The organism is Kitasatospora sp. NPDC058170 (assembly GCF_042883905.1).
Classification (GTDB): domain Bacteria; phylum Actinomycetota; class Actinomycetes; order Streptomycetales; family Streptomycetaceae; genus Kitasatospora.
Window position 1 is genome coordinate 256,999 of the sequence record NZ_JBHVUV010000004.1, and the last position, 18,708, is coordinate 275,706.

The following is an 18,708-nucleotide window of genomic DNA, read 5'->3' on the forward strand; positions in this document are numbered from 1 at the left end:
TGGCGGAGGCCTCTCTCCTCATCTTCCCCGTGACGCGGGCGCGCCACAGGCCGGAATTGGCACCTGTCCCGCCGGGGCCTGTCGAACAGCCGCGCGAGAAGGTTGCCGGGACGTCAACGGGCCGTTCCCTCAGTCCCTCTGGATGAGCTCTGTGAAGTTGTTGGTCTTGCTCAGCGGTGACCCCGGCGTGCGAAGGTCCGACCGCTGTACGAAGACTGTATCCGAAGGCGTCAAGCCTGAACGGGACCGTCCGCCACGCGAGATGACCCGTCCCACCCGCTCAGCCGAGGAGTGCGCCCGTGCCCGCCGAACCGATCCCCGCGCTGCTACCGGAGGCCGCGTCCTGGCTGCGCCGCCGTTCGTGGAGCGCGGCCGACCGCCCGGTGCGCACCCTGCTGGACGCCAAGCGGGCGGCGGGCCGGGCCGGCACCGTCAGCGTGGTGCTGCCGGCCCTGGACGAGGAGGCCACCGTCGGCGACATCGTCCGGACCATCCGCCGCGAGCTGATGGAGCGCCTGCCCCTGGTCGACGAGCTCGTGGTCGTCGACTCCGGCTCCGCGGACGACACCGCCGCCGCGGCCGCCGCGGCCGGGGCCCGGGTGGTCCACCGCGACGACATCCTGCCGAGGCTGCCCGCCGCCCCCGGCAAGGGCGAGGTGCTCTGGCGCTCGCTGCTGGCCACCAGCGGCGAGATCGTCTGCTTCGTGGACGCCGACCTGCGCGAGTTCGACCCCGCCTTCGTCTCCGGCATCGTCGGCCCGCTGCTCACCGAACCCGGGATCCAGCTGGTCAAGGCCATGTACGACCGCCCGCTGGAGACCGACGGCGCGATCGTGCCGGCCGGCGGCGGCCGGGTCACCGAGCTCGTCGCCCGCCCGCTGCTCAACCTGCACTGGCCGGAACTCGCCGGCTTCGTCCAGCCGCTCGGCGGCGAGTACGCGGCCCGCCGTTCGCTGCTCGAACGGCTGCCCTTCCCCACCGGCTACGGCGTCGAGCTGGGCCTGCTGGTCGACGCCCTGGAGACGGCCGGCCTCGACGCCCTCGCCCAGGTGGACGTCGGCGTGCGACACCACCGCCACCAGGACGGCCAGGCGCTCGGCCGGATGGCCGCCACCATCTACCGCACCGCCCTCGAACGGCTCGACCGCGCCCACCGGCTCAAGGCCTCCGCCGACCTGCTGCACCCGTGGCTCACCCAGTTCACCCGCGACCCGGACACCCGCGCGTTCACCGCCCACACGCACCCGGTCACCGCCGTCGAGCGCCCCCCGATGCACACCGTCCCCGAGTACGTGAACCGCCACCTCCCCCGCTGAGGGGTTTGCGGGCCCGGAGCCACGGCAACGTACCAACCATGGGCGATCTCACGACCGAACGTTCGAGTCCGACCGGCACCGCCCCCGTCCTGGTGGCGTCCAACCGGGGGCCGGTGTCGTTCAGCGCCGCGGACGACGGCACACTGACCCTCCGCCGGGGCGGCGGCGGCCTGGTCTCCGGGCTCTCCGCCATCGACGACCCCAGCGCCGTCTGGGTCTGCGCCGCACTGGGCGAGGCGGACCGCCGGGCGGCCCGGCAGGCCCCCGACGGACGCCTCGACCTCGCCGGCCACGACGTCGGCGGCCAGGCCGTCCGGATGCTGGACATCGACCCGGAGACCTTCGCCCGCGCCTACAACGGCGTCGCCAACTCCACCCTCTGGTTCGTCCACCACCTGCTCTACGCCACCCCCACCGCCCCCGCCTTCGACGCCGGCTTCCGCACCGAGTGGCAGGCCTACCGGGCGTACAACACCGCCTTCGCCGAGGCGCTGGCCGCCGAGGCCGCCCCGGGCGCGGCCGTCCTCGTCCAGGACTACCACCTCTCGCTCGTCCCCGGACTGCTCCGCACGCTCCGCCCCGACCTGCGGATCGGCCACTTCTCGCACACCCCGTGGGCCCCGCCCGAGTACTTCCGGCTGCTGCCCGACGACGTCGCCGAGGCCGTCCTGACCGGCATCCTCGGCGCCGACCGGGCCGGCTTCCTCACCCGCCGCTGGGCGCTGGCCTTCGCCGAGTGCTGCGCGGACCAGCTCGGCGCCACCGTCGACCGGGACGCCCTCACCGTCACCCTCCCCCCGGCCGGGGGCGCCGCCACCGGCCGCACCACCCGGCTCGGCGTGCACGCGCTCGGCGCCGACGCCGACTTCCTGCGCGAGCGGTCCCACCGCCCGGACGTCGACGAACGCCTGGCCACCCTGCGCGAGGCCGTCGGCGGGCGCCGCACCGTCGTCCGGGTCGACCGCACCGAGCTGAGCAAGAACATCGTCCGCGGCTTCCAGGCCTACCGGCACCTGCTGCGCACCCGTCCCGACTGGCGGGACAAGGTCGTCCACATCGCCTTCGCCTACCCCTCCCGCACCGACCTGGCCGAGTACCGGGCCTACACCGCCGAGGTCCGGCGGCTCGCCGAGGAGATCAACGCCGAGTTCGCCACGCCCGCCTGGCAGCCGCTGATCGTGCACCTCGACGACGACTTCCCGCGGTCGCTGGCCGCCTACCGGATGGCCGACGTGGCCCTCGTCAACCCGATCCGGGACGGCATGAACCTGGTCGCCAAGGAGGTCCCGGTGGTCTCCGACCAGGGCTGCGCCCTCGTCCTGTCGCGCGAGGCCGGCGCCCACGCGGAGCTCGCCGACGACGCCGTCACCGTCAACCCGTACGACGTCATCGCCACCGCCGAGGCCCTGCACACGGCGCTCACCATGCCCGCCGGCGAACGCGCCGAGCGCACCAAGCGGCTGGCCGCCGCCGCGACCGCCCTGCCGCCCCAGCAGTGGTTCCTGGACCAGCTCAACGCCCTCGGCTGAGCTCCTCCCCCAGGGCCGTCAGCAGCCCCACCACGCCGGCCGGGCCCGCGACCACCAGGTCGGCCCGGTCGGCGAGCTCCCGCACGGGCGCGTCGCCGTCCACCGTCCCGCTGCACACCAGCAGCCCGGCCAGGCCCTCCCCGCGCAGCTTCTCCACCGCCGCGAAGGCGGGCACGTCCCCCAGGTCGTCCCCGGCGTACAGCACCGCCCGGGCCCCCCGCTCCCGCAGGAAGCCGGTCAGCGCGGCCCCCTTGTCCACCCCCGGCGGCCGCAGCTCCAGCACCAGCCGGCCCGGCTCCACCACCAGCCCGTGCCCGGCGGCCAGCGCCTCCACCGGCGCACGCAGCAGCTCGAACGCCTCCTGCGGCGCCTCCGTCCGCCGGGTGTGCACCGCGAGCGAGCGCCCCTTGTCCTCCACCCACGTCCCGTCCGGCGCCCCGGCCCCGGTCAGCACGCCCGGCAGCACCTCGCGGACCGCCGCCACCCCCGGGTGCACCGGTGGCGCCGTGACCTCGCCCGCCTCCCAGCGCTCGGCGCCGTAGTGCCCGAGCACCACCACGCCCCCGACCGCGCCGAACCCGCCGTACTCCACGGCCAGCGCCGCCGGCCGCCCGGTCACGACGACGATCGACCCGATGTGCGGGGCGAGCCCGCGCAGCGCCCGCGCCACCCCCGGATGCGCCCGCGCCAGGCTCGGATCGGCCACGATCGGCGCCAGCGTCCCGTCGAAGTCCAGCGCGACCACCGCGTCCCGGGGCGAGGCGAGCACCGCCTCCAGCCCCGCGCGCCCGGCATCCGTCCTCGGCAGCGACACGTCCTCAAGGCCCATGTCCGGACCCTACCCACGTCTCCCGGCGGCTAGTGCCGCGTCAGGTGTCCCGTCTCCTGTGTCCCATCCGGCCTATCTGGCCGCCCGCCGGGCCTCCCGCACCCGCCGCAGCCGGTTCACCAGCACCGGTGCGTGCGCCAGCGCCTCCGGCCGGTCCAGCAGCGCGTTCAGCAGCTGGTAGTACCGCGTACCGGAGAGTCCCAGCTCCTCCCGGATCGCCCGCTCCTTCGCCCCCGCGGTGCGCCACTGGCGCCCCTCCAGCTCCAGCACCGCCAGATCCCGCTCGCTCAGCTCACCCATGCCCGACCCGCCTCCGTCCACTACGGAGTGTCATTCTCGCCCCCGGCTCGGACACACTCTGCGCCCTCCACGCCACCGGCCGCCGGGCTAGCGTCGACGGTATGACCGACAGCTTCGCCGTGCACATCCCCACCGCCGACCTCGAACCCGACCCGCTCGACCCGGCCCAGATCGTCTCCGGCACCCCCGAGGTCTCCGGCCGGGTGCTCTGGGAGTCCCCCGACGGCCGCCAGCTGCGCGGCATCTGGCAGATCACCCCGGGCGTGGTCACCGACGTCGAGGCCGACGAGCTGTTCGTGGTGCTCAGCGGCCGGGCCACCATCGAGGTCGACGGCGGCCCGACCCTGGAGGTCGGCCCCGGTGACTGCGCCGTCCTGCGGGCCGGTGACCACACCACCTGGACCGTCCACGAGACCCTCCGCAAGGCCTACGCGATCACCCTCGCCTGAGCCCCCCACACACAGACGGCCCCCCACGGCCCGGGTTCACTTGCGGACCCGGGCCGTCTCCTTCACCGCGGCCTGCTGCAGCCCCTCCAGCACCTGCTTGGCGTCGCCCGTGACGGCCCCGCCGATCCCCGCCTTGATCCGGTTGCTGACGTCCGCCCACGCCGGGTCCCCGAACGGGTAGAAGCTCGCGTTGGTGAGCCCCGCGGCGAACTGCTTCAGGTCGTCGTGCCTGCCGTCCGAGGTCATCGCGGTGAAGGCGTCCTGGGTGACCGGCAGCAGGTTGTAGGTCTCGTCGAACTTCAGCTGGTTGTCCTTGGTGTAGACGAAGGACAGGAACTTCTTGATCTCGTTCTTGTGCCCGTTGGCCTTGAACGCCATCATCCAGTCGGCCACCCCGAGGCTCCCGGTCCTGGCGAGCCCGTCCTTGCGCGGGATCGCCGCCGTCCCGAAGTCGATCTTCCCGGCGGAGGCCATCCGCAGCAGCGTCGGGTGCCCGTTCAGCATCGCCACCTTGCCCGCCGCGAAGTCGGTGAACACCGGCGTGCGGTTCATCTTGCCCGGGTCGGGATAGGTCAGGCCGGTGGAGACCAGGTTGCTGCGCAGCCACCCGAAGGTGGCCTGGTTCTGCGGGCTGTCGATGGTGTAGTTGCCGACGTCGTCGGAGAGGCTGCCGCCCCCGCTCAGGGTCCAGAGCATCGACTCCGCCGGCGCCTCCTCCGGACCGAGCGGCAGCCCGTACGGGGTGACCCCGGGGACCTTCGCCTTGATCTTCTCGGCGGCCTGCTTGAGCTCGTTCCAGGTGGCCGGCGGCTGGGTGATCCCGGCCTTCTGGAAGATCGCCTTGTTGTAGAACAGCACCCGCGAGGAGGAGACGAACGGGATGCCGAACTGCGTGCCGAGCACCTGCCCGGCGTGCGAGAACGACTCCATGATGTTGGCCTGGGTCTCCAGCGAGAGCACGTCCGCGGCGGGGTAGAGGCGTTCCGCGGCGGCCTGGTCGGCGAACCCGCCGGTCTGCAGCAGGTCGGGCGACTTCCCGCTGCCGACCAGGTCGTCGACCCGCTTGCCGATGTCGGTCCAGCTCGTGACCTCGACGTCGATCCGGATCCCGGGGTTGGCGGCCTCGAAGCGCCGGGCGACGTCGTCCCAGTACAGCTTGGAGCTGGTCTCCGGGCTCTCGCCGTAGTCGGCCGCCACCAGCTTGAGGGTGACCGTGCCGTCGTCCTGGCCGCCGCAGCCGGTGAGCAGCAGCGCTCCGGCCAGCGCGGTGCCGAGCAGCCGGGTGGGGGCCTGGGCGCGTCGGTTCAACGCGGGTACCGCCTTCGGGGGGAGAGGAGGGAAAAGCAGCCGGCGGGGGAATCCGGCAGGGGGGAGGCGGCAACACTCCCAAACGCATTGCACAGTGGTCCACACCTGTGGGCGGTACGCGCCGGGTAGTTATCGAAGTGCGGAGGTCATTGCACGATGCGCAATGGCCGCGAGCCGCGAGGAGCCTCGCAAAGTGCCGCACACCACATGGTTATGCGACAAAGCTCACCTACTTTGGACCAGACCAATCCGACAACTGGACTAGACCTCTCCGACCCGACCAAGGGAAACTGTCCTCCGTGAAGCACGTCATCGCACTCGATGTAGGCGGCACCGGCATGAAGGCCGCGCTGCTCGCCCAGGACGGCTCCGTGCTGTTCGAAGCACGCCGACCGACCGGGCGGGAGCACGGCACGGATGCCGTCGTCGCCGCCATCCTCGACTTCGCCGCCGATCTGGCGGACGAGGGCCTCAGCCGTTTCGGCGCCGCCCCGCTGGCGGCGGGCGTCGCCGTCCCGGGGACGATCGACGAGAAGAACGGCATCGCGGTCTTCTCCGCCAACCTCGGCTGGCGGGACCTCCCGCTGCGCAGGCTGCTGGGCGAGCGCCTGGCCGGGCCGGGCGGTGCCCCGATCCCGGTCGCGCTCGGCCACGACGTGCGCTCGGGCGGTCTCGCCGAGGGCCGCCTCGGCGCCGGTCGGGGAGTCGAGCGCTTCCTGTTCATCGCGCTGGGCACCGGCATCGCCGGCGCCATCGGCATCGGTGACCGGATCGAGGCCGGTGCCCACGGCTACGGCGGCGAGATCGGCCATGTGGTGGTCCGCCCCGGCGGACCGCAGTGCGGCTGCGGCGCCCGGGGCTGTCTGGAGACCCTGGCCTCCGCCTCCGCCGTCTCCCGGGCCTGGGCCGCGGCCAGCGGGGACCCCGACGCCGACGCGGCATCCTGCGCCGTCGCGGTGGACGCCGGGGACCCCCGCGCGGTCGCGGTCTGGCAGCACGCGGTGGACGCCCTCGCCGACGGGATCGTGCTGGCCCAGAGCCTGCTCGACCCGTCCACGGTGATCGTCGGCGGCGGGCTGGCCGAGGCCGGCGACACCCTCTTCACGCCCCTGCGGGCGGCGGTCTCCGAGCGGCTGACCTTCCAGATGCCCCCCGAGGTCGTGCCCGCCATGCTCAAAGACACCGCCGCGTCCCTGGGCGCCGGCCTGCTCGCCTGGGATCTGCTCTCCATGGAGGTGACCGCGTGACCGCGGACCGAACTGCACTGGCCGGCGCCCGCCTGGTCCTGCCCGGCGGCACCGTCGACGGCGGCCGGATCACCATCGAGGGCGAGCGGATCACCGCCCTCGGCGGCCCGAACGAGCCCGGCGACCTCGACCTCACCGGATACACCGTCGTCCCCGGCTTCGTCGACCTGCACGTGCACGGCGGCGGCGGCGCCTCCTACGCCTCCGGGATCGCCGAGGAGGCCCTCAAGGCCGCCCGCACCCACCTCGAACACGGCACCACCACCACCATCGCCTCCACCGTCACCGGCGAGATCGACGAGGTCGCCCGGCAGGCCGCCGTCCTGTCCGAGCTCGTCGAGGACGGCACCCTGGCCGGCATCCACTTCGAGGGCCCCTTCATCTCCCCGGGCCGCTGCGGCGCCCACCGCCCCGACCTGCTGCGCGACCCCGACCCGGCCCTGGTGCGCAAGCTCGTCGACGCCGCCCGCGGCCACGCCAAGATGGTCACCCTCGCCCCCGAGCTGCCCGGCGGCCTGGACTCCGTGCGGATGCTCGCCGACCTCGGCGTGATCGCCGCCGTCGGCCACACCGACTCCGACTACGCCAAGACCCTCGAGGCCATCGAGGCCGGCGCCACCGTCGCCACCCACCTCTTCAACGCCATGCCCGGCATCGCCCACCGCGCCCCCGGCCCGATCGTGGCCCTGCTGGAGGACGAGCGGGTCACCGTCGAGCTCATCAACGACGGCATCCACCTCCACCCCTCCGTCCTCGACCTCGCCTACGGCACCGCCGGCGCCTCCCGGGTCGCCCTGATCACCGACGCCATGGGCGCCGCCGGCATGGGCGACGGCCTCTACCCCCTCGGCCCCCTCCAGGTCGAGGTCAAGGCCGGCGTCGCGCGCCTGGTGGAGGGCGGTGCGATCGCCGGCTCCACGCTCACCCTGGACGTGGCGTTCAAGCGCTCGGTGACGGTCAACGGCCTGACGCCGGACCAGGCGGTGGAGTCGCTCTGCGCCGTCCCGGCCCGCCTGCTCGGCCTCGCCGACTCGGTCGGCTCGCTGGAGACCGGCAAGAACGCCGACCTCGTCGTCCTCGACTCCGACAGCTACGACCTGGTCGCCGTCGTCCGCCGCGGCCGGTGGATCACCGGCCGCGACCGGTTCGCCGCGGTGAAGCCCGCCTGAACCGTCGACCGCCCGACCGCCCGAGCCGCTGACGGCCGGGCCCTGGACCGCCCGGCCGCCGGCCCCGACCATCCGGTCGTCCGGGCAACGCACCGCGGCCGCCCGCCCCCGACAGGGGAACGGGCGGCCGCGGTGCGTGCGGGGCCGAAGCCCGGCCGCAGAAGGTCAGGCGGCCTCCAGGACCACCTGGTCGATCAGCACCGTCCCGCCCGAGGGCCCCGAGATGGTGATCGTGTTCGGACCGGCCTGCAGCTGCGGGAGTATGAAGGTCGTGTACCAGGACGCGGCGGCGTCCTTGCCCGGCGAGTAGTTCTTGAAGGTCAGACCGCTCGGCCAGTCCTTGCCGTTCACCGTCGCCGCGGCCTTCACGTCGGTCGCGGGGTTGTTGAAGTGCACCGTGAGCTTGTAGGTGCCGGCCGCCGACACCTCGCCCGCCCAGGTGACCGAGCCGCCCGGCTGGAGCGTCAGGTAGCCGCCGTCCGCCGACTTGGCGCCCTTGACGGTGTTCCCGGACGGCGCGTTCTGGCCCTGCAGCTGGGTGGCGTCGTAGGTGCCCGGCCCGGCCGCGGTGGCACTCGCCGAGGAGGTGGCGGAGGCCGAGGCCGAGGGGCTGCCCGACCCGGAGCTCGGGACGACCGGCGCGGCGCTGGAGGTGCCGCCCTTGGCCTTCTTGTCGTCCGGGTCCCCGGTGGACAGCGCTATGCCCGCGCCGATCGCGATGGCCGCGACCACCGCCACCGCGCCGATCACCGCACCCTTGCCCCGGCCGCCGCTCGGCCGCTCCTCGCCCGGCTGCGGGCGGGAGTGCTCGGCGTAGCGGGTCTGCTGGGTGGGGGGCATCGCGCCGCCGTGCTCGGGCTGCTGCCCGTACGGCTGGCCGCCCTGCCCGCCCTGCGGGTACGGCTGCTGCTGCGGCGGGTACGGCTGCTGCGGGCGCGCCTGCTGCCCGTACTGGGCGCGGCCGACCTCCATCGGGCGGTTGTACGACGTGCGCGGAACGCCCTGCTGGGGCTCGGCCGGCTGCGCGGAGGCGCCTTCGGCCGGACGGTAGAGGTAGCCGAAGGGATCGTCGTCCTGCGGGGCACCGCCCTCCGGGCTCTCGGGCACTCCGTTGTTGCCGGCGGTCGTCACGGTGGTCAACTCCCCCGTCGCGTTCGCGCCGCCCGGCTGCCGTGCCGCCGGCGCAAGTGGTGGTCGCTCGTACCCGGGAACCCTACCTGCCGGGCGCGACCCTCGGAAAAGACCCCTTGACAACCCGCGAGTAGCTTTCCGCGCCGGGGGCGTGCGGCAGGGGGGCGCTCAGCCCGCCCGGCGGTGCGAGCGCTCGCCCCGGGCCCCGCGCATCGCGCCGCCCCGGGCCCGCTTCTCGTCGTACATCCGCTCGTCCGCCGTGTGCAGGACCTCCTCGGTGCTCATCCCGCAGCCCGCCCAGCCGACGCCGAGGCTGACCCCGACCCGCATCGCCCGGCCGTCGATCCGCATCGGCGGGATGATCGCGTTGCGCAGCCGGTGGGCGAGGTCCTTGGCCTCCTCCCGGCCGATGCCGTCGGCCAGCACCACGAACTCGTCGCCGCCGAGCCGGGCCACCGTGTCGCCGTCCCGGACGGCCTGGCTGAGCCGGCGGGCGACCTCGACCAGCACCGCGTCGCCCGCGTTGTGCCCGAACCGGTCGTTGATCGACTTGAAGCCGTCGAGGTCGCAGAAGAGCACCGCGAGCCCCTTCTCCGCCGTGGCCGCGCCGCCGGAGCGGAACGGGCCGGCCCAGGCGTCGCCGCCCGAGCCGAGGTCGGCGGGCACCACCGCGTGCACGTGCTCGCCGTAGCCGCCCGGCCGGTCCGCCCCGGCCAGGCCGGGACCGGGGTGCCCCTCGGGGGCCCCGTAGCCGTGCACCTGCCCCGGCCGCGGGTCCGTCCCCTCCAGTCCGTCGTACGCCGCGTGCGCGCTGTAGGAGTCGGCGGGGTAGCCCGCGTACTGCGGCGGGTACGGGCTCTCGGCGTGCGCGGCGACGGCGGTCTGCGGCTCGCCGCACAGCCGCCGCCCCAGCCGGGCCCTGAGCTCGGCGCTGTTCGGCAGGCCGGTGAGCGCGTCGTGGCTGGCCCGGTGGGCGAGCTGCAGCTCGTGGCGCTTGCGGTCCTCGATGTCCTCGACGTGGGTGAGCAGGAAGCTCGGGCCCTCGGCGGCGTCGGCGACGATCGAGTTGCGCAGGCACACCCACTGGTAGCCGCCGTCCCGCCGGGACAGTCGCAGTTCGGCCCGGCCGCTCTCGGCGCTGGTGCGCTCCAGCAGCGCGCGGTCCTCGGGGTGCACGAGGTCGGCGAAGCTCTGCTGGCGCAGCACCGCGCGGGGGCGGCCGAGCAGACGACAGAGCGCGTCGTTGACTCTGGTCAGCTGGCCTCGCCCGGCGCCGTGCAGCTCGGTGATGGCCATCCCGCTGGGCGCGTACTCGAAGGCCTGGCGGAAGCTCTCCTCGCTGGCCCGCAGCGCCTGCTGCTCCTTCTCCAGCCGCGCCAGCGCGCGCTGCATCTCGGCGCGCAGCCGGGCGTTGCCGATCGCGATGGAGGCCTGGAGGGAGAACATCTCCAACGCCTCGCGGGTCCAGGCGCCGGGCCGCTTGCCGCTGCGCGGGCGGTCCACCGAGAGAACGCCGAGCAGGTCGCCGCCGGCGCTGTACATCGGGGCGAGCAGGCCGTCGGCGGGGTGCCAGTCGTTGGCGTAGACGGGCAGCGAGCCGTCGCCGATCCAGCGCGGGATGTCGCTGGCGACGGCCCAGCCCCGGTCGTAGGGCAGGAAGCGGAGGGTGCCCCAGTGGTCGCTGACGCCGAGCAGCCGGTCCCAGGACTCCCGGGAGCCGACCTGGCCGAGCAGGACGGAGGGGCCGCCCATGGCGCTCTCCTCCAGCTCCCAGACGGCCGCCACCACGAGGTCGCCGTCCGGCCGGACCAGGCTGACCGCGGCGGCGTCGAATCCGAGCCCGTGGACCGCGCCCTCGACCACGGCCTGCAGCGTGCCCGCCAGGCTGCGGGCAGCGTTGAGGTCCGCCACGACCCGGTGCAAGGTGCGGAGGGTCGCGAGACGGACGTACGGCTCCGACTCGGCTTCCATGCGGGGGCTCCCCGGCTGCTTCGGATAGTTCTTGAATGGTTATCGTCCGATTGCCAGAAGAACTGAATCACAGGGAGCACAGCGTTCGGCACGCTCGGTCAGCAATAGGCAGCCACTTGTGACTTAAATCACACGACACTTATGCGCCCTTAATCAGCTCATCCGCCCCATAACAGGACATATGGCTTCATCGGAACATTTCTCGTGGTCGGCCGCATTGGCCGCACACTGAAGTCGACTGACGCCCGCCAGGCCCTCACCTTCACTCCCAGGGGTGAGCATCGCCGCCGGCCGTAACCTTCTGCAGCCCTGGTCCTACGACCACGGCCCGATGCCGTTCCCCCCGGCCGCCGACTACCGTGCGGTACGTGTACTCGTCCCCGCAGCCCGAGGCTGCCTCCCAAGCGACGCCCGACGAGTTCCGGGCTGCGCTCTCCCAGCTCGCCTCCGGAGTGAGCCTGGTGACCGTCCACGACCCGGAGGACGGCGAGGACGTCGGCATGACCGCCACGTCCTTCCTCTCCGTCTCGCTGGAGCCGCCGCTGGTGCTGATCTCCGTCCGCGAGGACTCCCGGATGGACGAGGTGCTCTCCCGGGCCGAGACCTGGGCGGTCTCGCTGCTCGCCGAGGGGCAGAAGGCGCTCGGCTCGCGGTTCGCGATGAAGGGCCGGCTCAGCGACCGGCTGCTCTTCGCCGACACCCCGCACCACCGCGGCCCGGCCAGCGGCGCACCGCTGATCGACGGCGCGCTGGCCACCGTGGAGTGCCGCACCGAGCAGCGGATAGCCGCCGGCGACCACACCCTGCTGCTCGGCCGCGTCCTGGAGGCCGTGGTGCCGAACCCGGGCGGCCGCCCGCTGCTCTACTTCCGCGGCGGCTACCGGCAGGTCGGCTGAGCTACTCGCCGCCCTGCGCGCGCCGGCCCTGCTTCAGCTCGGAGCGGTGCCGCTTGTTGGACAGCCGCCGCTCGACCATGCCCCGGCTGGGCTTGGTCGCCCGACGGGCCTTCGGCGGCGGCGCGGTCGCCTCGCCCAGCAGCGATGCCAGCCGGGCCGCGGCGACCTCGCGGTTGCGCCACTGCGAGCGGTGCTCGGAGGCGCGCACCACCAGGACCCGCCCGTCCACCAGCCGGCCGGCCAGCCGCTCCAGGGCGCGCTGCTTCCACACCTCGGGCAGCGCCGCGGAGGCGGCCAGGTCGTAGCGCAGCTCGACCTGGGTGTCGGAGGTGTTGACGTGCTGGCCACCGGGGCCGGAGGAACGGGAGAAGCGCCAGACGAGCTCGGCGTCAGGGACGACCACCGATCCCCGGACGCGAATGGGCTCGGGCATGGGCCCATCATCCCGCGCCCGGGCCCGCCGGGTCACCCGGTTATCCGGCACCGCCCGCAGCCCCGACAATGGCCTACGTGATCGAGCTCGGCTACTCCCTCTCCAACCGTTTCCCCGACCCCCCGCAGACCGACTACCGCAGCGCCTCGGTGCACGCCCTGCGGTACGACCTCTTCTGCGGCGACGTCTACCTCGACGCCGACGGGGCGGAACTGTCCACAGCCTGGGGCTGGGTGCCGGTCCTCGACTTCGCCTGGGCGCTGTGCGACATCGCCGAGGAGCTGGACCGCGATCCGGACGGCGGCCGCGCCGCCCGGGTGCAGAGCGCCGACCTCGACTTCACCCAGAACACCGAGCTGCTGCGCTTCGCCCGCCGCTTCAACTGGGTCGAGGTCAGCGCCACCTGGCTGCCGGACGAGCCGCCCGCCGTCCTGCGCCACGGCGACCTGCGGCGGGAGGCCCGGGACTTCCTCCAGGACACGCTCGCCGATCTCTTCGACATGCACCCCGACCTGGCCGACAATCCGAACATCTGGTCACTGCAGGGCCGCTTCCGCCGAATCTGACCGGGTTTCGATCCAGCCATTGCCCCGCCCTGATCCGCCCCGAAGAATTTGGCACAGGGCGCGGAACCAAGCCCGTGGTCTCTCGCGTTATCCCGGGCAAAAGCAACGAAGGGACAGCAAACACCATGCCAGTGAGCCTCTCCAAGGGTGGCAACGTCTCGCTGACCAAGGAGGCCCCCGGCCTGACCGCGGTCACCATCGGCCTCGGCTGGGACGTCCGGACCACGACCGGCGCCGAGTTCGACCTCGACGCCAGCGCGATCGTGCTGAACGCGGACGGGAAGGTGCTGTCCAACAGCCACTTCGTGTTCTTCAACAACACCAGCACCCCGGACAGCACCGTCGTCCACACCGGTGACAACCGCACCGGCGAGGGCGCGGGCGACGACGAGGCGATCAACGTCAACCTGGCCGGCCTCCCGGCCGAGGCCGTCAAGATCACCTTCCCGGTCTCGATCTACGACGCGGTGGCCCGCTCGCAGAACTTCGGCCAGGTCCGCAACGCCTACATCCGCGTGATCAACGCGGCCGGCGGTGCCGAGATCGCCCGCTACGACCTCTCCGAGGACGCCGCCACCGAGACCGCCATGATCTTCGGCGAGCTCTACCGCAACGGCGCCGAGTGGAAGTTCCGCGCCGTCGGCCAGGGCTACGCCTCCGGCCTGGCGGGCATCGCCCAGGACTTCGGCGTCCAGATCTGACGCCCGACCGCGAAGCGCCCGGCCCCCCTCCGTCAGGGGCCGGGCGCTTCGGCGTTCCCCGCCGGTGACGGGCCGGCCGGCGGCTCCCGCAACGACAGACGCGGCGCAGGACACCGGCCGGGCCGGTGTCCTGCGCCGCGTCGGAGCGGGGCTGCGGTTCAGCGCGAGGCGCGCAGCTCCGGGAGCTGGAGCAGCTCGGTCTCGTCGTGCGGCGTCAGGTCGACCACCTCCGGCACGGCCTGCTCCTCCTCGGCCTGCTCGACCTCGGCCAGGTCCACCACGGGCTGCTCGACCGGTGCCGCCGCCACGGGCTGCGCCTTGGCCGCGGCGACCGCCTCGTCGCCCACCACGTCCGCCAGGTCCGTGCGCTCGCCCAGCTCGGCGATGCTCCCGACGCCCGGCGCCGGAGCCGCCGCCCGGACGGCCGCACCCGAGGCACGGCCGAAGAAGCTGAAGCCCTGCCCCCGGGCCTGCCCGGCCTGCGGACGCGGCCGCTGCCGTTCCGCCGCCACGGGCGCGGGCGCGGCCTGCGCGGCGGGTGTCCCGCCCAGCTGTCCGACCGTCGCCGTCAGCACCGGCCGCACCGGCGTCGCCCCGACCGCGGGCCGCTCGGCCACCCCGGCGGCGGGCGCCGGCGTCGGCACCGTGGGCGCCACCGGAGCCGGCACCGCGGCGGCGGGCACCTGGGCGGCCGGCGCGGCGGCCACGGGGGCCGCCTCGGGCGAAGGCCGCGCCGCCCGCAGGGCGACCTGCGTACCGGCCGCGCGCTCGCGCTGCGCCTCCTGCTGCGCCGCGCGCCGCTCCAGGTGCCGCAGCACGGCCGCGGCACGGACGAAGGCCGCCGGGCTCGCGGGGTACTTGGGCCGGCTCGCGGCCAGGGCCTTCTGGGCCGCCTCGGCCTCCTTGAGGGCCTGCTCGGCGACCGCCACGGCGCGCTCGCGCAGCAACCGGGCGATCTCGGTCTCGGCCTTCGCCAGCCGGGACTTCTCCGCGGTCAGCCGCCGACCGAACCGGGTGGCCCGCTCCTCGGCGACCTCAGCGGCGTACTCGGCCTCGGCGAGCTGCTCCTCGAAGCGCTCCTCGGCCCGCAGCCGCTGGGCGGCGGACAGCTCGACGGCGGCCCGGGCGGCGCGGTCGCGCTGCCGCAGCAGCACCCCGATCCCGAGCGTGGCGAGCACCGCCGCGACGCCCACCGAGCGGACCAGGACGGTGTCCTGACTGAAAAGCAGCGCAGCCACCGCGGCGACGATGAGCACGCCGGCGGCGGTGGGGGGAAAGACCCGGCCGAGGACGGAGGAATGACGATGGCGTCCGCGAGACATGCCAAGAAACTAGCGTGCGAATTGGGGCCGTGTCAGCCCAGGGTGCCCTTTAACCCTTGACACTCCGCGAGCTTTACCGCACGTGCCCGGGCCTTCACCCAAGATCACAGAAAAGTGCCTGCTCAGCGGTGGGTGGCCGCGGGGCCCGTCGGGTCGTCGTGATCCTCCGGCAGCTTGCAGACGTGCTGCAGCCACAGCGCCGCCGCGATCACCGCCGCGCCGGCCAGCACCGCGAAGCCCGCCGTGATGGCCTGGTCCTGGCGCGCGGGCACGTCCAGCTCGCCGAGCAGGTAGATGCCGGCGCCCGCGTAGACGCCGGTGACCACCGCCGAGACCAGCGCGCTCGCCTGGCCCAGCACCACCGCCCGGGCCGCGCCGATCGGGTCGACCCCCTTGGCCCCGGGCTGCCGCTCCCGCGCCGCCTTCAGCCGCGACCGCAGCGAGATCGCGGTGGCCAGCAGGATCACCGCCACCGCGGCCAGCACCACCGGCGCCGCCGCCGGGACCGCGGGCAGCGTGTCCAGGGAGGCCCACAGCTTGGCGCCGGCCCAGGACAGCGCCGTCGTAGCGGCGGTGATGCCGACCAGCAGACGGAGGCGAAGCAGCTTCACTCGGACAGGGTCCTTCCCGGGTACCGGAGACGGGCGCCGCCCCGAACCGGGGTGCGGCGACGTCAGGCCACCGTACCGGGCCGCGCCTGACGGGCACCCGCGCGTGCGGCGGACACCTACTCGTACGGCCGGGCCGCCGCCCGAGTTCCCCGGCCGCCCGGCCGGCCCCGGGAGCGGACCGGCCGGCACCGGTCGGCTACTCCGGCAGCGTCAGCCGGATGTCCTCGCGGCGGCGGACGCCCTGGGCGACCTCCCCGCCGAGCGCCTGCAGCAGCTCGGCGACCTGGCCGCGGCCGGGCACCTCCGCCTCCGGCTGGGCGTCCAGCCAGGGGGCGAGGACGAAGGCCCGCTCGTGCGAGCGCGGGTGCGGCAGCAGCAGCTGCGGGTCGTCACTGGTGACGCCCTCGTAGGCCAGGATGTCGACGTCCAGGGTGCGCGGACCCCAGTGGACGGTGCGGACCCGGCCGAAGGCGTCCTCGATCGCGTTGCCGCGCTCGAGCAGGTCGCGCGGCGGCAGGCTGGTGCGCAGCACGACCACCGCGTTGTAGTAGTTGGGCTGCTCGTCGGGGCCCCCGACGGCCTCCGTCTCGTACACGGCGGAGACGGCCTTGATCCTCAGCCCGGGAGTGTCGGCGAGCGCGTCCACCGCGCCCTGCAGCGTCTCCAGGCGGTTGCCCAGGTTGCTGCCGAGGGCGATCACGGCGCAGCGCTGGCCGTGCAGCGTGGTGTCGACCGAGTCCACCCGGCGCTCCAGGTCGAACGTGGTCGGCGAGGCGGTCGGGTCGCTGGTGCTCATCGGACTTCCCCTGCAACTGGAATGGGCTCTGCGGCTGGCACGGTGCGCGCGGCGGTCATCCGCGGCCCCGGTGGATGGTCACGGTCACGTCGTCGAACGGCACGGTGATCGGGGCGTCCGGCTTGTGCACGGTGACCTCGACCTCCTCCACCGCGTCGTGCTTGAGGCACTGGTCGGCGATGCGCTGGGCGAGGGTCTCGATCAGGTCGACGGGCTCACCGGCGATGATCGCGGTGACCTCCTCGGCCACGACGCCGTAGTGCGCCGTGCGGGTGAGGTCGTCTCCGGACGCGGCGGGGCGGGTGTCCAGGTACAGCACGAGGTCCACCACGAAGGTCTGGCCCTCGACGCGCTCACGCTCGAAGACGCCGTGGTGACCCCGGGCACGCAGGCCCCGCAGGGTGACGCGGTCCAGCAAACGAATCACTGCTCCCAGTCGGACGGACCCTGCACGGCAACGGTCACAGGCAGGGCGAAGGCGGGCGTCGCGCCCGTCACTCCGTTTCGAATCTACCCGCGAGCACGGACAACGCCTGACCGTCCTACCCGGCACGAACCGTCGCCACGCCCGCCGGAATGGCGATTGACGTGAACGTTCGGTGACCGCTCGGGAATTCCCGGGCCAAATCCGGGCGCAATCGGCCGACCTGTGCCGGGTCTAGTCCTCGTCCTCGTCGTCACCGCTGGTCAGGACGGGTGAACCGTGGTGCGACCAGAGCTTCCACCCGGCCGGGGTACGCCGGAAGAGATTCGTCGAAACGACCTTTCCCCCGACCAGCGGGCCGAGTTCGCCCTCCTCCTCCGCCTCACCGCCGGAGAGGATGTTCTCGGTGCACGTGACAAGGGCCACATCACCGTGCACCTCGGCCTCGACATCGGTCAGGAAGAACTGGATGTACTCCGTGTTCATCATGATCAGCATGTACGAGCGGGTCACCTGGGCCCGTCCGCGCAGCATCGGCCAGCCGGGGTGCACGCACACCACGCCGCCCTTGTCGTCGGCGTCGGCGGCGCCCAGCCAGGCCTCCTCGACCGCCTCCAGATCGCCGTTCTCCATCGCCTCGTAGAACGCCTGGTTGGCCGCCAGGACGGCCTCCCGGTCCGCCTCCCGCGCCCGCTGACCCGCGGTCTCTCCGCTCAACCTGCCGTCACCTGCCACAGGACCTCCCCTCTCAGCCGCCCTCCGTGCCCGCCGACGGGCCGGAGACGTCCGGCCCGGCCGCGCGCTGCCAGGCGGCTACCACCCGGACGGCGTCCGCCGTTCCGGACACGTCGTGCACCCGCACCGCCCAGGCTCCGGCCCGGGCCGACAGCACCGACACCGCGGCGGTCGCGTCGTCGCGCTCCCTGGCCGGGCGCAGTTCCCCGGTTTCCGGGTCGGCGAGCAGCGTACCCAGGAACCGCTTGCGCGATGCGGCCACGAGGACGGGACGGCCGAGCGCGGTGAGCGCGTCGAGCCGGCCGAGCAGGGCCCAGTTGTGCTCGGCGGTCTTGGCGAAGCCCAGGCCCGGGTCCAGGATCAGCTGCTCCTCCTTGACGCCGGCCGCCTCCAGCGCCTCCACCCGGGCGGTCAGCTCGCCGAGCACGTCGGAGACCACGTCCCGGTAGACCGCCAGGCGGTCCATGTCGGCGGACTGGCCGCGCCAGTGCATCACCACGAAGGGCACCCCGGTCTCGGCCACCACCCGGGCCATCGCCGGGTCGGCGAGGCCGCCGGAGACGTCGTTGACGATCCGGGCGCCGGCCGCGACGGCCTGCTCGGCGACCGAGGCACGCATGGTGTCGACGGAGACCACCACCCCGGCCTCCGCCAGCTCGCGCACCACCGGGACCACCCGGCGCAGCTCCTCCTCCTCGGGCACCCGCTCCGAGCCGGGCCGGGTCGACTCGCCGCCGACGTCGACCAGGTCCGCGCCCCGGGCCCGCAGCGCCAGGCCGTGGGCGATCGCGCGCGCGGGGTCGTGCCACAGCCCGCCGTCCGAGAAGGAGTCGGGGGTCACGTTGACCACGCCCATCACGGCGCAGCGGTCGAGCCGCGGCAGCCCGGCCGGCAGGGTGAACGACAGCGGAGTGCTCATGCGCCCATTATCTGACGACTCACCCCCGCACCGCCGGGGCAGCCGGCCCGGGACGG

The 18,708-nt window shown here is 73.9% G+C and carries 20 protein-coding genes and 1 riboswitch; of the genes, 8 read left to right on the top strand and 12 right to left on the bottom strand.

Going from position 1 to position 18,708, the window contains the following annotated elements:
* Positions 1-15: 15 nt before the first annotated feature.
* A riboswitch (SAM riboswitch) is annotated at positions 16-149 on the bottom strand.
* Between the two features lie 174 nt (positions 150-323).
* Positions 324-1,316, top strand: coding sequence for a glucosyl-3-phosphoglycerate synthase (locus tag ACFVVX_RS07310; RefSeq protein ID WP_387942539.1), 993 nt, complete (start codon positions 324-326; stop codon positions 1,314-1,316).
* Positions 1,317-1,354: 38 nt separating this feature from the next.
* Positions 1,355-2,845: a trehalose-6-phosphate synthase gene (locus ACFVVX_RS07315; protein WP_387942364.1), complete on the top strand. Its 1,491-nt coding sequence runs from the start codon at positions 1,355-1,357 to the stop codon at positions 2,843-2,845.
* On the opposite strand, the gene otsB is transcribed toward ACFVVX_RS07315, so the two are convergent.
* Both otsB and ACFVVX_RS07325 read right to left on the bottom strand, forming a co-directional pair.
* Positions 2,829-3,674, bottom strand: coding sequence for a trehalose-phosphatase (gene otsB / locus ACFVVX_RS07320; RefSeq protein WP_387942366.1), 846 nt, complete (start codon positions 3,672-3,674; stop codon positions 2,829-2,831). The two genes, ACFVVX_RS07315 and otsB, sit on opposite strands and share 17 nt — an antisense overlap.
* Positions 3,675-3,746: 72 nt before the next feature.
* A complete protein-coding gene (locus ACFVVX_RS07325; protein WP_387942368.1) occupies positions 3,747-3,974 on the bottom strand; it encodes a DUF3263 domain-containing protein in 228 nt (75 codons plus the stop codon).
* A 101-nt stretch (positions 3,975-4,075) separates the two neighbouring features.
* On the opposite strand from ACFVVX_RS07325, the gene ACFVVX_RS07330 reads away from it, so the two are divergent.
* On the top strand, positions 4,076-4,423 hold the full coding sequence (locus ACFVVX_RS07330) for a cupin domain-containing protein (RefSeq protein WP_387942370.1): 348 nt from the start codon (positions 4,076-4,078) through the stop codon (positions 4,421-4,423).
* A 36-nt stretch (positions 4,424-4,459) separates the two neighbouring features.
* Here ACFVVX_RS07330 and ACFVVX_RS07335 read toward each other — a convergent pair whose 3' ends face one another.
* Positions 4,460-5,731 (bottom strand): extracellular solute-binding protein, encoded by a 1,272-nt coding sequence (locus tag ACFVVX_RS07335; RefSeq protein WP_387942372.1) that lies wholly within the window; start codon positions 5,729-5,731, stop codon positions 4,460-4,462.
* 299 nt (positions 5,732-6,030) lie between these two features.
* Here ACFVVX_RS07335 and ACFVVX_RS07340 point away from each other — a divergent pair, with 299 nt between their 5' ends.
* Both ACFVVX_RS07340 and nagA read left to right on the top strand, forming a co-directional pair.
* Positions 6,031-6,978: an ROK family protein gene (locus tag ACFVVX_RS07340; protein ID WP_387942374.1), complete on the top strand. Its 948-nt coding sequence runs from the start codon at positions 6,031-6,033 to the stop codon at positions 6,976-6,978.
* The gene (nagA, locus tag ACFVVX_RS07345; RefSeq protein ID WP_387942376.1) at positions 6,975-8,147 is read left to right on the top strand and encodes an N-acetylglucosamine-6-phosphate deacetylase; all 1,173 of its coding nucleotides are present in this window, start codon (positions 6,975-6,977) and stop codon (positions 8,145-8,147) included. Before ACFVVX_RS07340 ends, nagA begins: the two co-directional genes overlap by 4 nt.
* Positions 8,148-8,312: 165 nt before the next feature.
* On the opposite strand, the gene ACFVVX_RS07350 is transcribed toward nagA, so the two are convergent.
* Together ACFVVX_RS07350 and ACFVVX_RS07355 are read right to left on the bottom strand one after the other, a co-directional pair.
* On the bottom strand, positions 8,313-9,278 hold the full coding sequence (locus tag ACFVVX_RS07350; protein ID WP_387942378.1) for a carbohydrate-binding protein: 966 nt from the start codon (positions 9,276-9,278) through the stop codon (positions 8,313-8,315).
* A gap of 168 nt (positions 9,279-9,446) precedes the next feature.
* Positions 9,447-11,249, bottom strand: a complete 1,803-nt coding sequence (locus ACFVVX_RS07355; RefSeq protein ID WP_387942380.1) for a diguanylate cyclase domain-containing protein — start codon at positions 11,247-11,249, stop codon at positions 9,447-9,449.
* Between the two features lie 368 nt (positions 11,250-11,617).
* Between ACFVVX_RS07355 and ACFVVX_RS07360 the strand changes: the two genes are divergently transcribed.
* The gene (locus ACFVVX_RS07360) at positions 11,618-12,145 is read left to right on the top strand and encodes a flavin reductase family protein (RefSeq protein WP_387942382.1); all 528 of its coding nucleotides are present in this window, start codon (positions 11,618-11,620) and stop codon (positions 12,143-12,145) included.
* Position 12,146: 1 nt separating this feature from the next.
* On the opposite strand, the gene arfB is transcribed toward ACFVVX_RS07360, so the two are convergent.
* A complete protein-coding gene (gene arfB / locus ACFVVX_RS07365) occupies positions 12,147-12,578 on the bottom strand; it encodes an alternative ribosome rescue aminoacyl-tRNA hydrolase ArfB (RefSeq protein WP_387942384.1) in 432 nt (143 codons plus the stop codon).
* 68 nt (positions 12,579-12,646) lie between these two features.
* Here arfB and ACFVVX_RS07370 point away from each other — a divergent pair, with 68 nt between their 5' ends.
* Positions 12,647-13,144, top strand: coding sequence for a hypothetical protein (locus ACFVVX_RS07370; protein WP_387942386.1), 498 nt, complete (start codon positions 12,647-12,649; stop codon positions 13,142-13,144).
* A 125-nt stretch (positions 13,145-13,269) separates the two neighbouring features.
* On the top strand, positions 13,270-13,845 hold the full coding sequence (locus ACFVVX_RS07375) for a TerD family protein (protein WP_387942388.1): 576 nt from the start codon (positions 13,270-13,272) through the stop codon (positions 13,843-13,845).
* A 158-nt stretch (positions 13,846-14,003) separates the two neighbouring features.
* On the opposite strand, the gene ACFVVX_RS07380 is transcribed toward ACFVVX_RS07375, so the two are convergent.
* From ACFVVX_RS07380 to folP, 6 genes are all read right to left on the bottom strand, one after another.
* Positions 14,004-15,083: a hypothetical protein gene (locus ACFVVX_RS07380; protein WP_387942390.1), complete on the bottom strand. Its 1,080-nt coding sequence runs from the start codon at positions 15,081-15,083 to the stop codon at positions 14,004-14,006.
* Positions 15,084-15,289: 206 nt separating this feature from the next.
* Positions 15,290-15,778 (bottom strand): DUF3180 domain-containing protein, encoded by a 489-nt coding sequence (locus tag ACFVVX_RS07385; RefSeq protein ID WP_387942392.1) that lies wholly within the window; start codon positions 15,776-15,778, stop codon positions 15,290-15,292.
* A gap of 196 nt (positions 15,779-15,974) precedes the next feature.
* Positions 15,975-16,574 carry a 2-amino-4-hydroxy-6-hydroxymethyldihydropteridine diphosphokinase gene (gene folK / locus ACFVVX_RS07390; RefSeq protein WP_387942394.1) on the bottom strand — a complete coding sequence of 200 codons (600 nt, stop codon included), beginning with the start codon at positions 16,572-16,574 and terminating at the stop codon, positions 15,975-15,977.
* A 55-nt stretch (positions 16,575-16,629) separates the two neighbouring features.
* Entirely contained in the window at positions 16,630-16,989 is a 360-nt protein-coding gene (gene folB / locus ACFVVX_RS07395; protein ID WP_387942541.1) for a dihydroneopterin aldolase, read from the bottom strand.
* A 243-nt stretch (positions 16,990-17,232) separates the two neighbouring features.
* Entirely contained in the window at positions 17,233-17,715 is a 483-nt protein-coding gene (locus ACFVVX_RS07400; protein ID WP_387942396.1) for a nuclear transport factor 2 family protein, read from the bottom strand.
* A gap of 31 nt (positions 17,716-17,746) precedes the next feature.
* Positions 17,747-18,652, bottom strand: a complete 906-nt coding sequence (gene folP, locus ACFVVX_RS07405) for a dihydropteroate synthase (RefSeq protein ID WP_387942398.1) — start codon at positions 18,650-18,652, stop codon at positions 17,747-17,749.
* Between the last annotated feature and the right edge of the window lie 56 nt (positions 18,653-18,708).

Excerpts from the sequence above, each read along its gene's own strand:
- ACFVVX_RS07315 (WP_387942364.1), top strand. The coding sequence starts at position 1,355 with ATGGGCGATCTCACGACCGAACGTTCGAGTCCGACCGGCACCGCCCCC.
- otsB (WP_387942366.1), bottom strand. The coding sequence starts at position 3,674 with ATGGGCCTTGAGGACGTGTCGCTGCCGAGGACGGATGCCGGGCGCGCG.
- ACFVVX_RS07325 (WP_387942368.1), bottom strand. The coding sequence starts at position 3,974 with ATGGGTGAGCTGAGCGAGCGGGATCTGGCGGTGCTGGAGCTGGAGGGG.
- ACFVVX_RS07330 (WP_387942370.1), top strand. The coding sequence starts at position 4,076 with ATGACCGACAGCTTCGCCGTGCACATCCCCACCGCCGACCTCGAACCC.
- ACFVVX_RS07355 (WP_387942380.1), bottom strand. The coding sequence starts at position 11,249 with ATGGAAGCCGAGTCGGAGCCGTACGTCCGTCTCGCGACCCTCCGCACC.
- arfB (WP_387942384.1), bottom strand. The coding sequence starts at position 12,578 with ATGCCCGAGCCCATTCGCGTCCGGGGATCGGTGGTCGTCCCTGACGCC.
- ACFVVX_RS07370 (WP_387942386.1), top strand. The coding sequence starts at position 12,647 with ATGGCCTACGTGATCGAGCTCGGCTACTCCCTCTCCAACCGTTTCCCC.
- ACFVVX_RS07375 (WP_387942388.1), top strand. The coding sequence starts at position 13,270 with ATGCCAGTGAGCCTCTCCAAGGGTGGCAACGTCTCGCTGACCAAGGAG.
- folK (WP_387942394.1), bottom strand. The coding sequence starts at position 16,574 with ATGAGCACCAGCGACCCGACCGCCTCGCCGACCACGTTCGACCTGGAG.
- folP (WP_387942398.1), bottom strand. The coding sequence starts at position 18,652 with ATGAGCACTCCGCTGTCGTTCACCCTGCCGGCCGGGCTGCCGCGGCTC.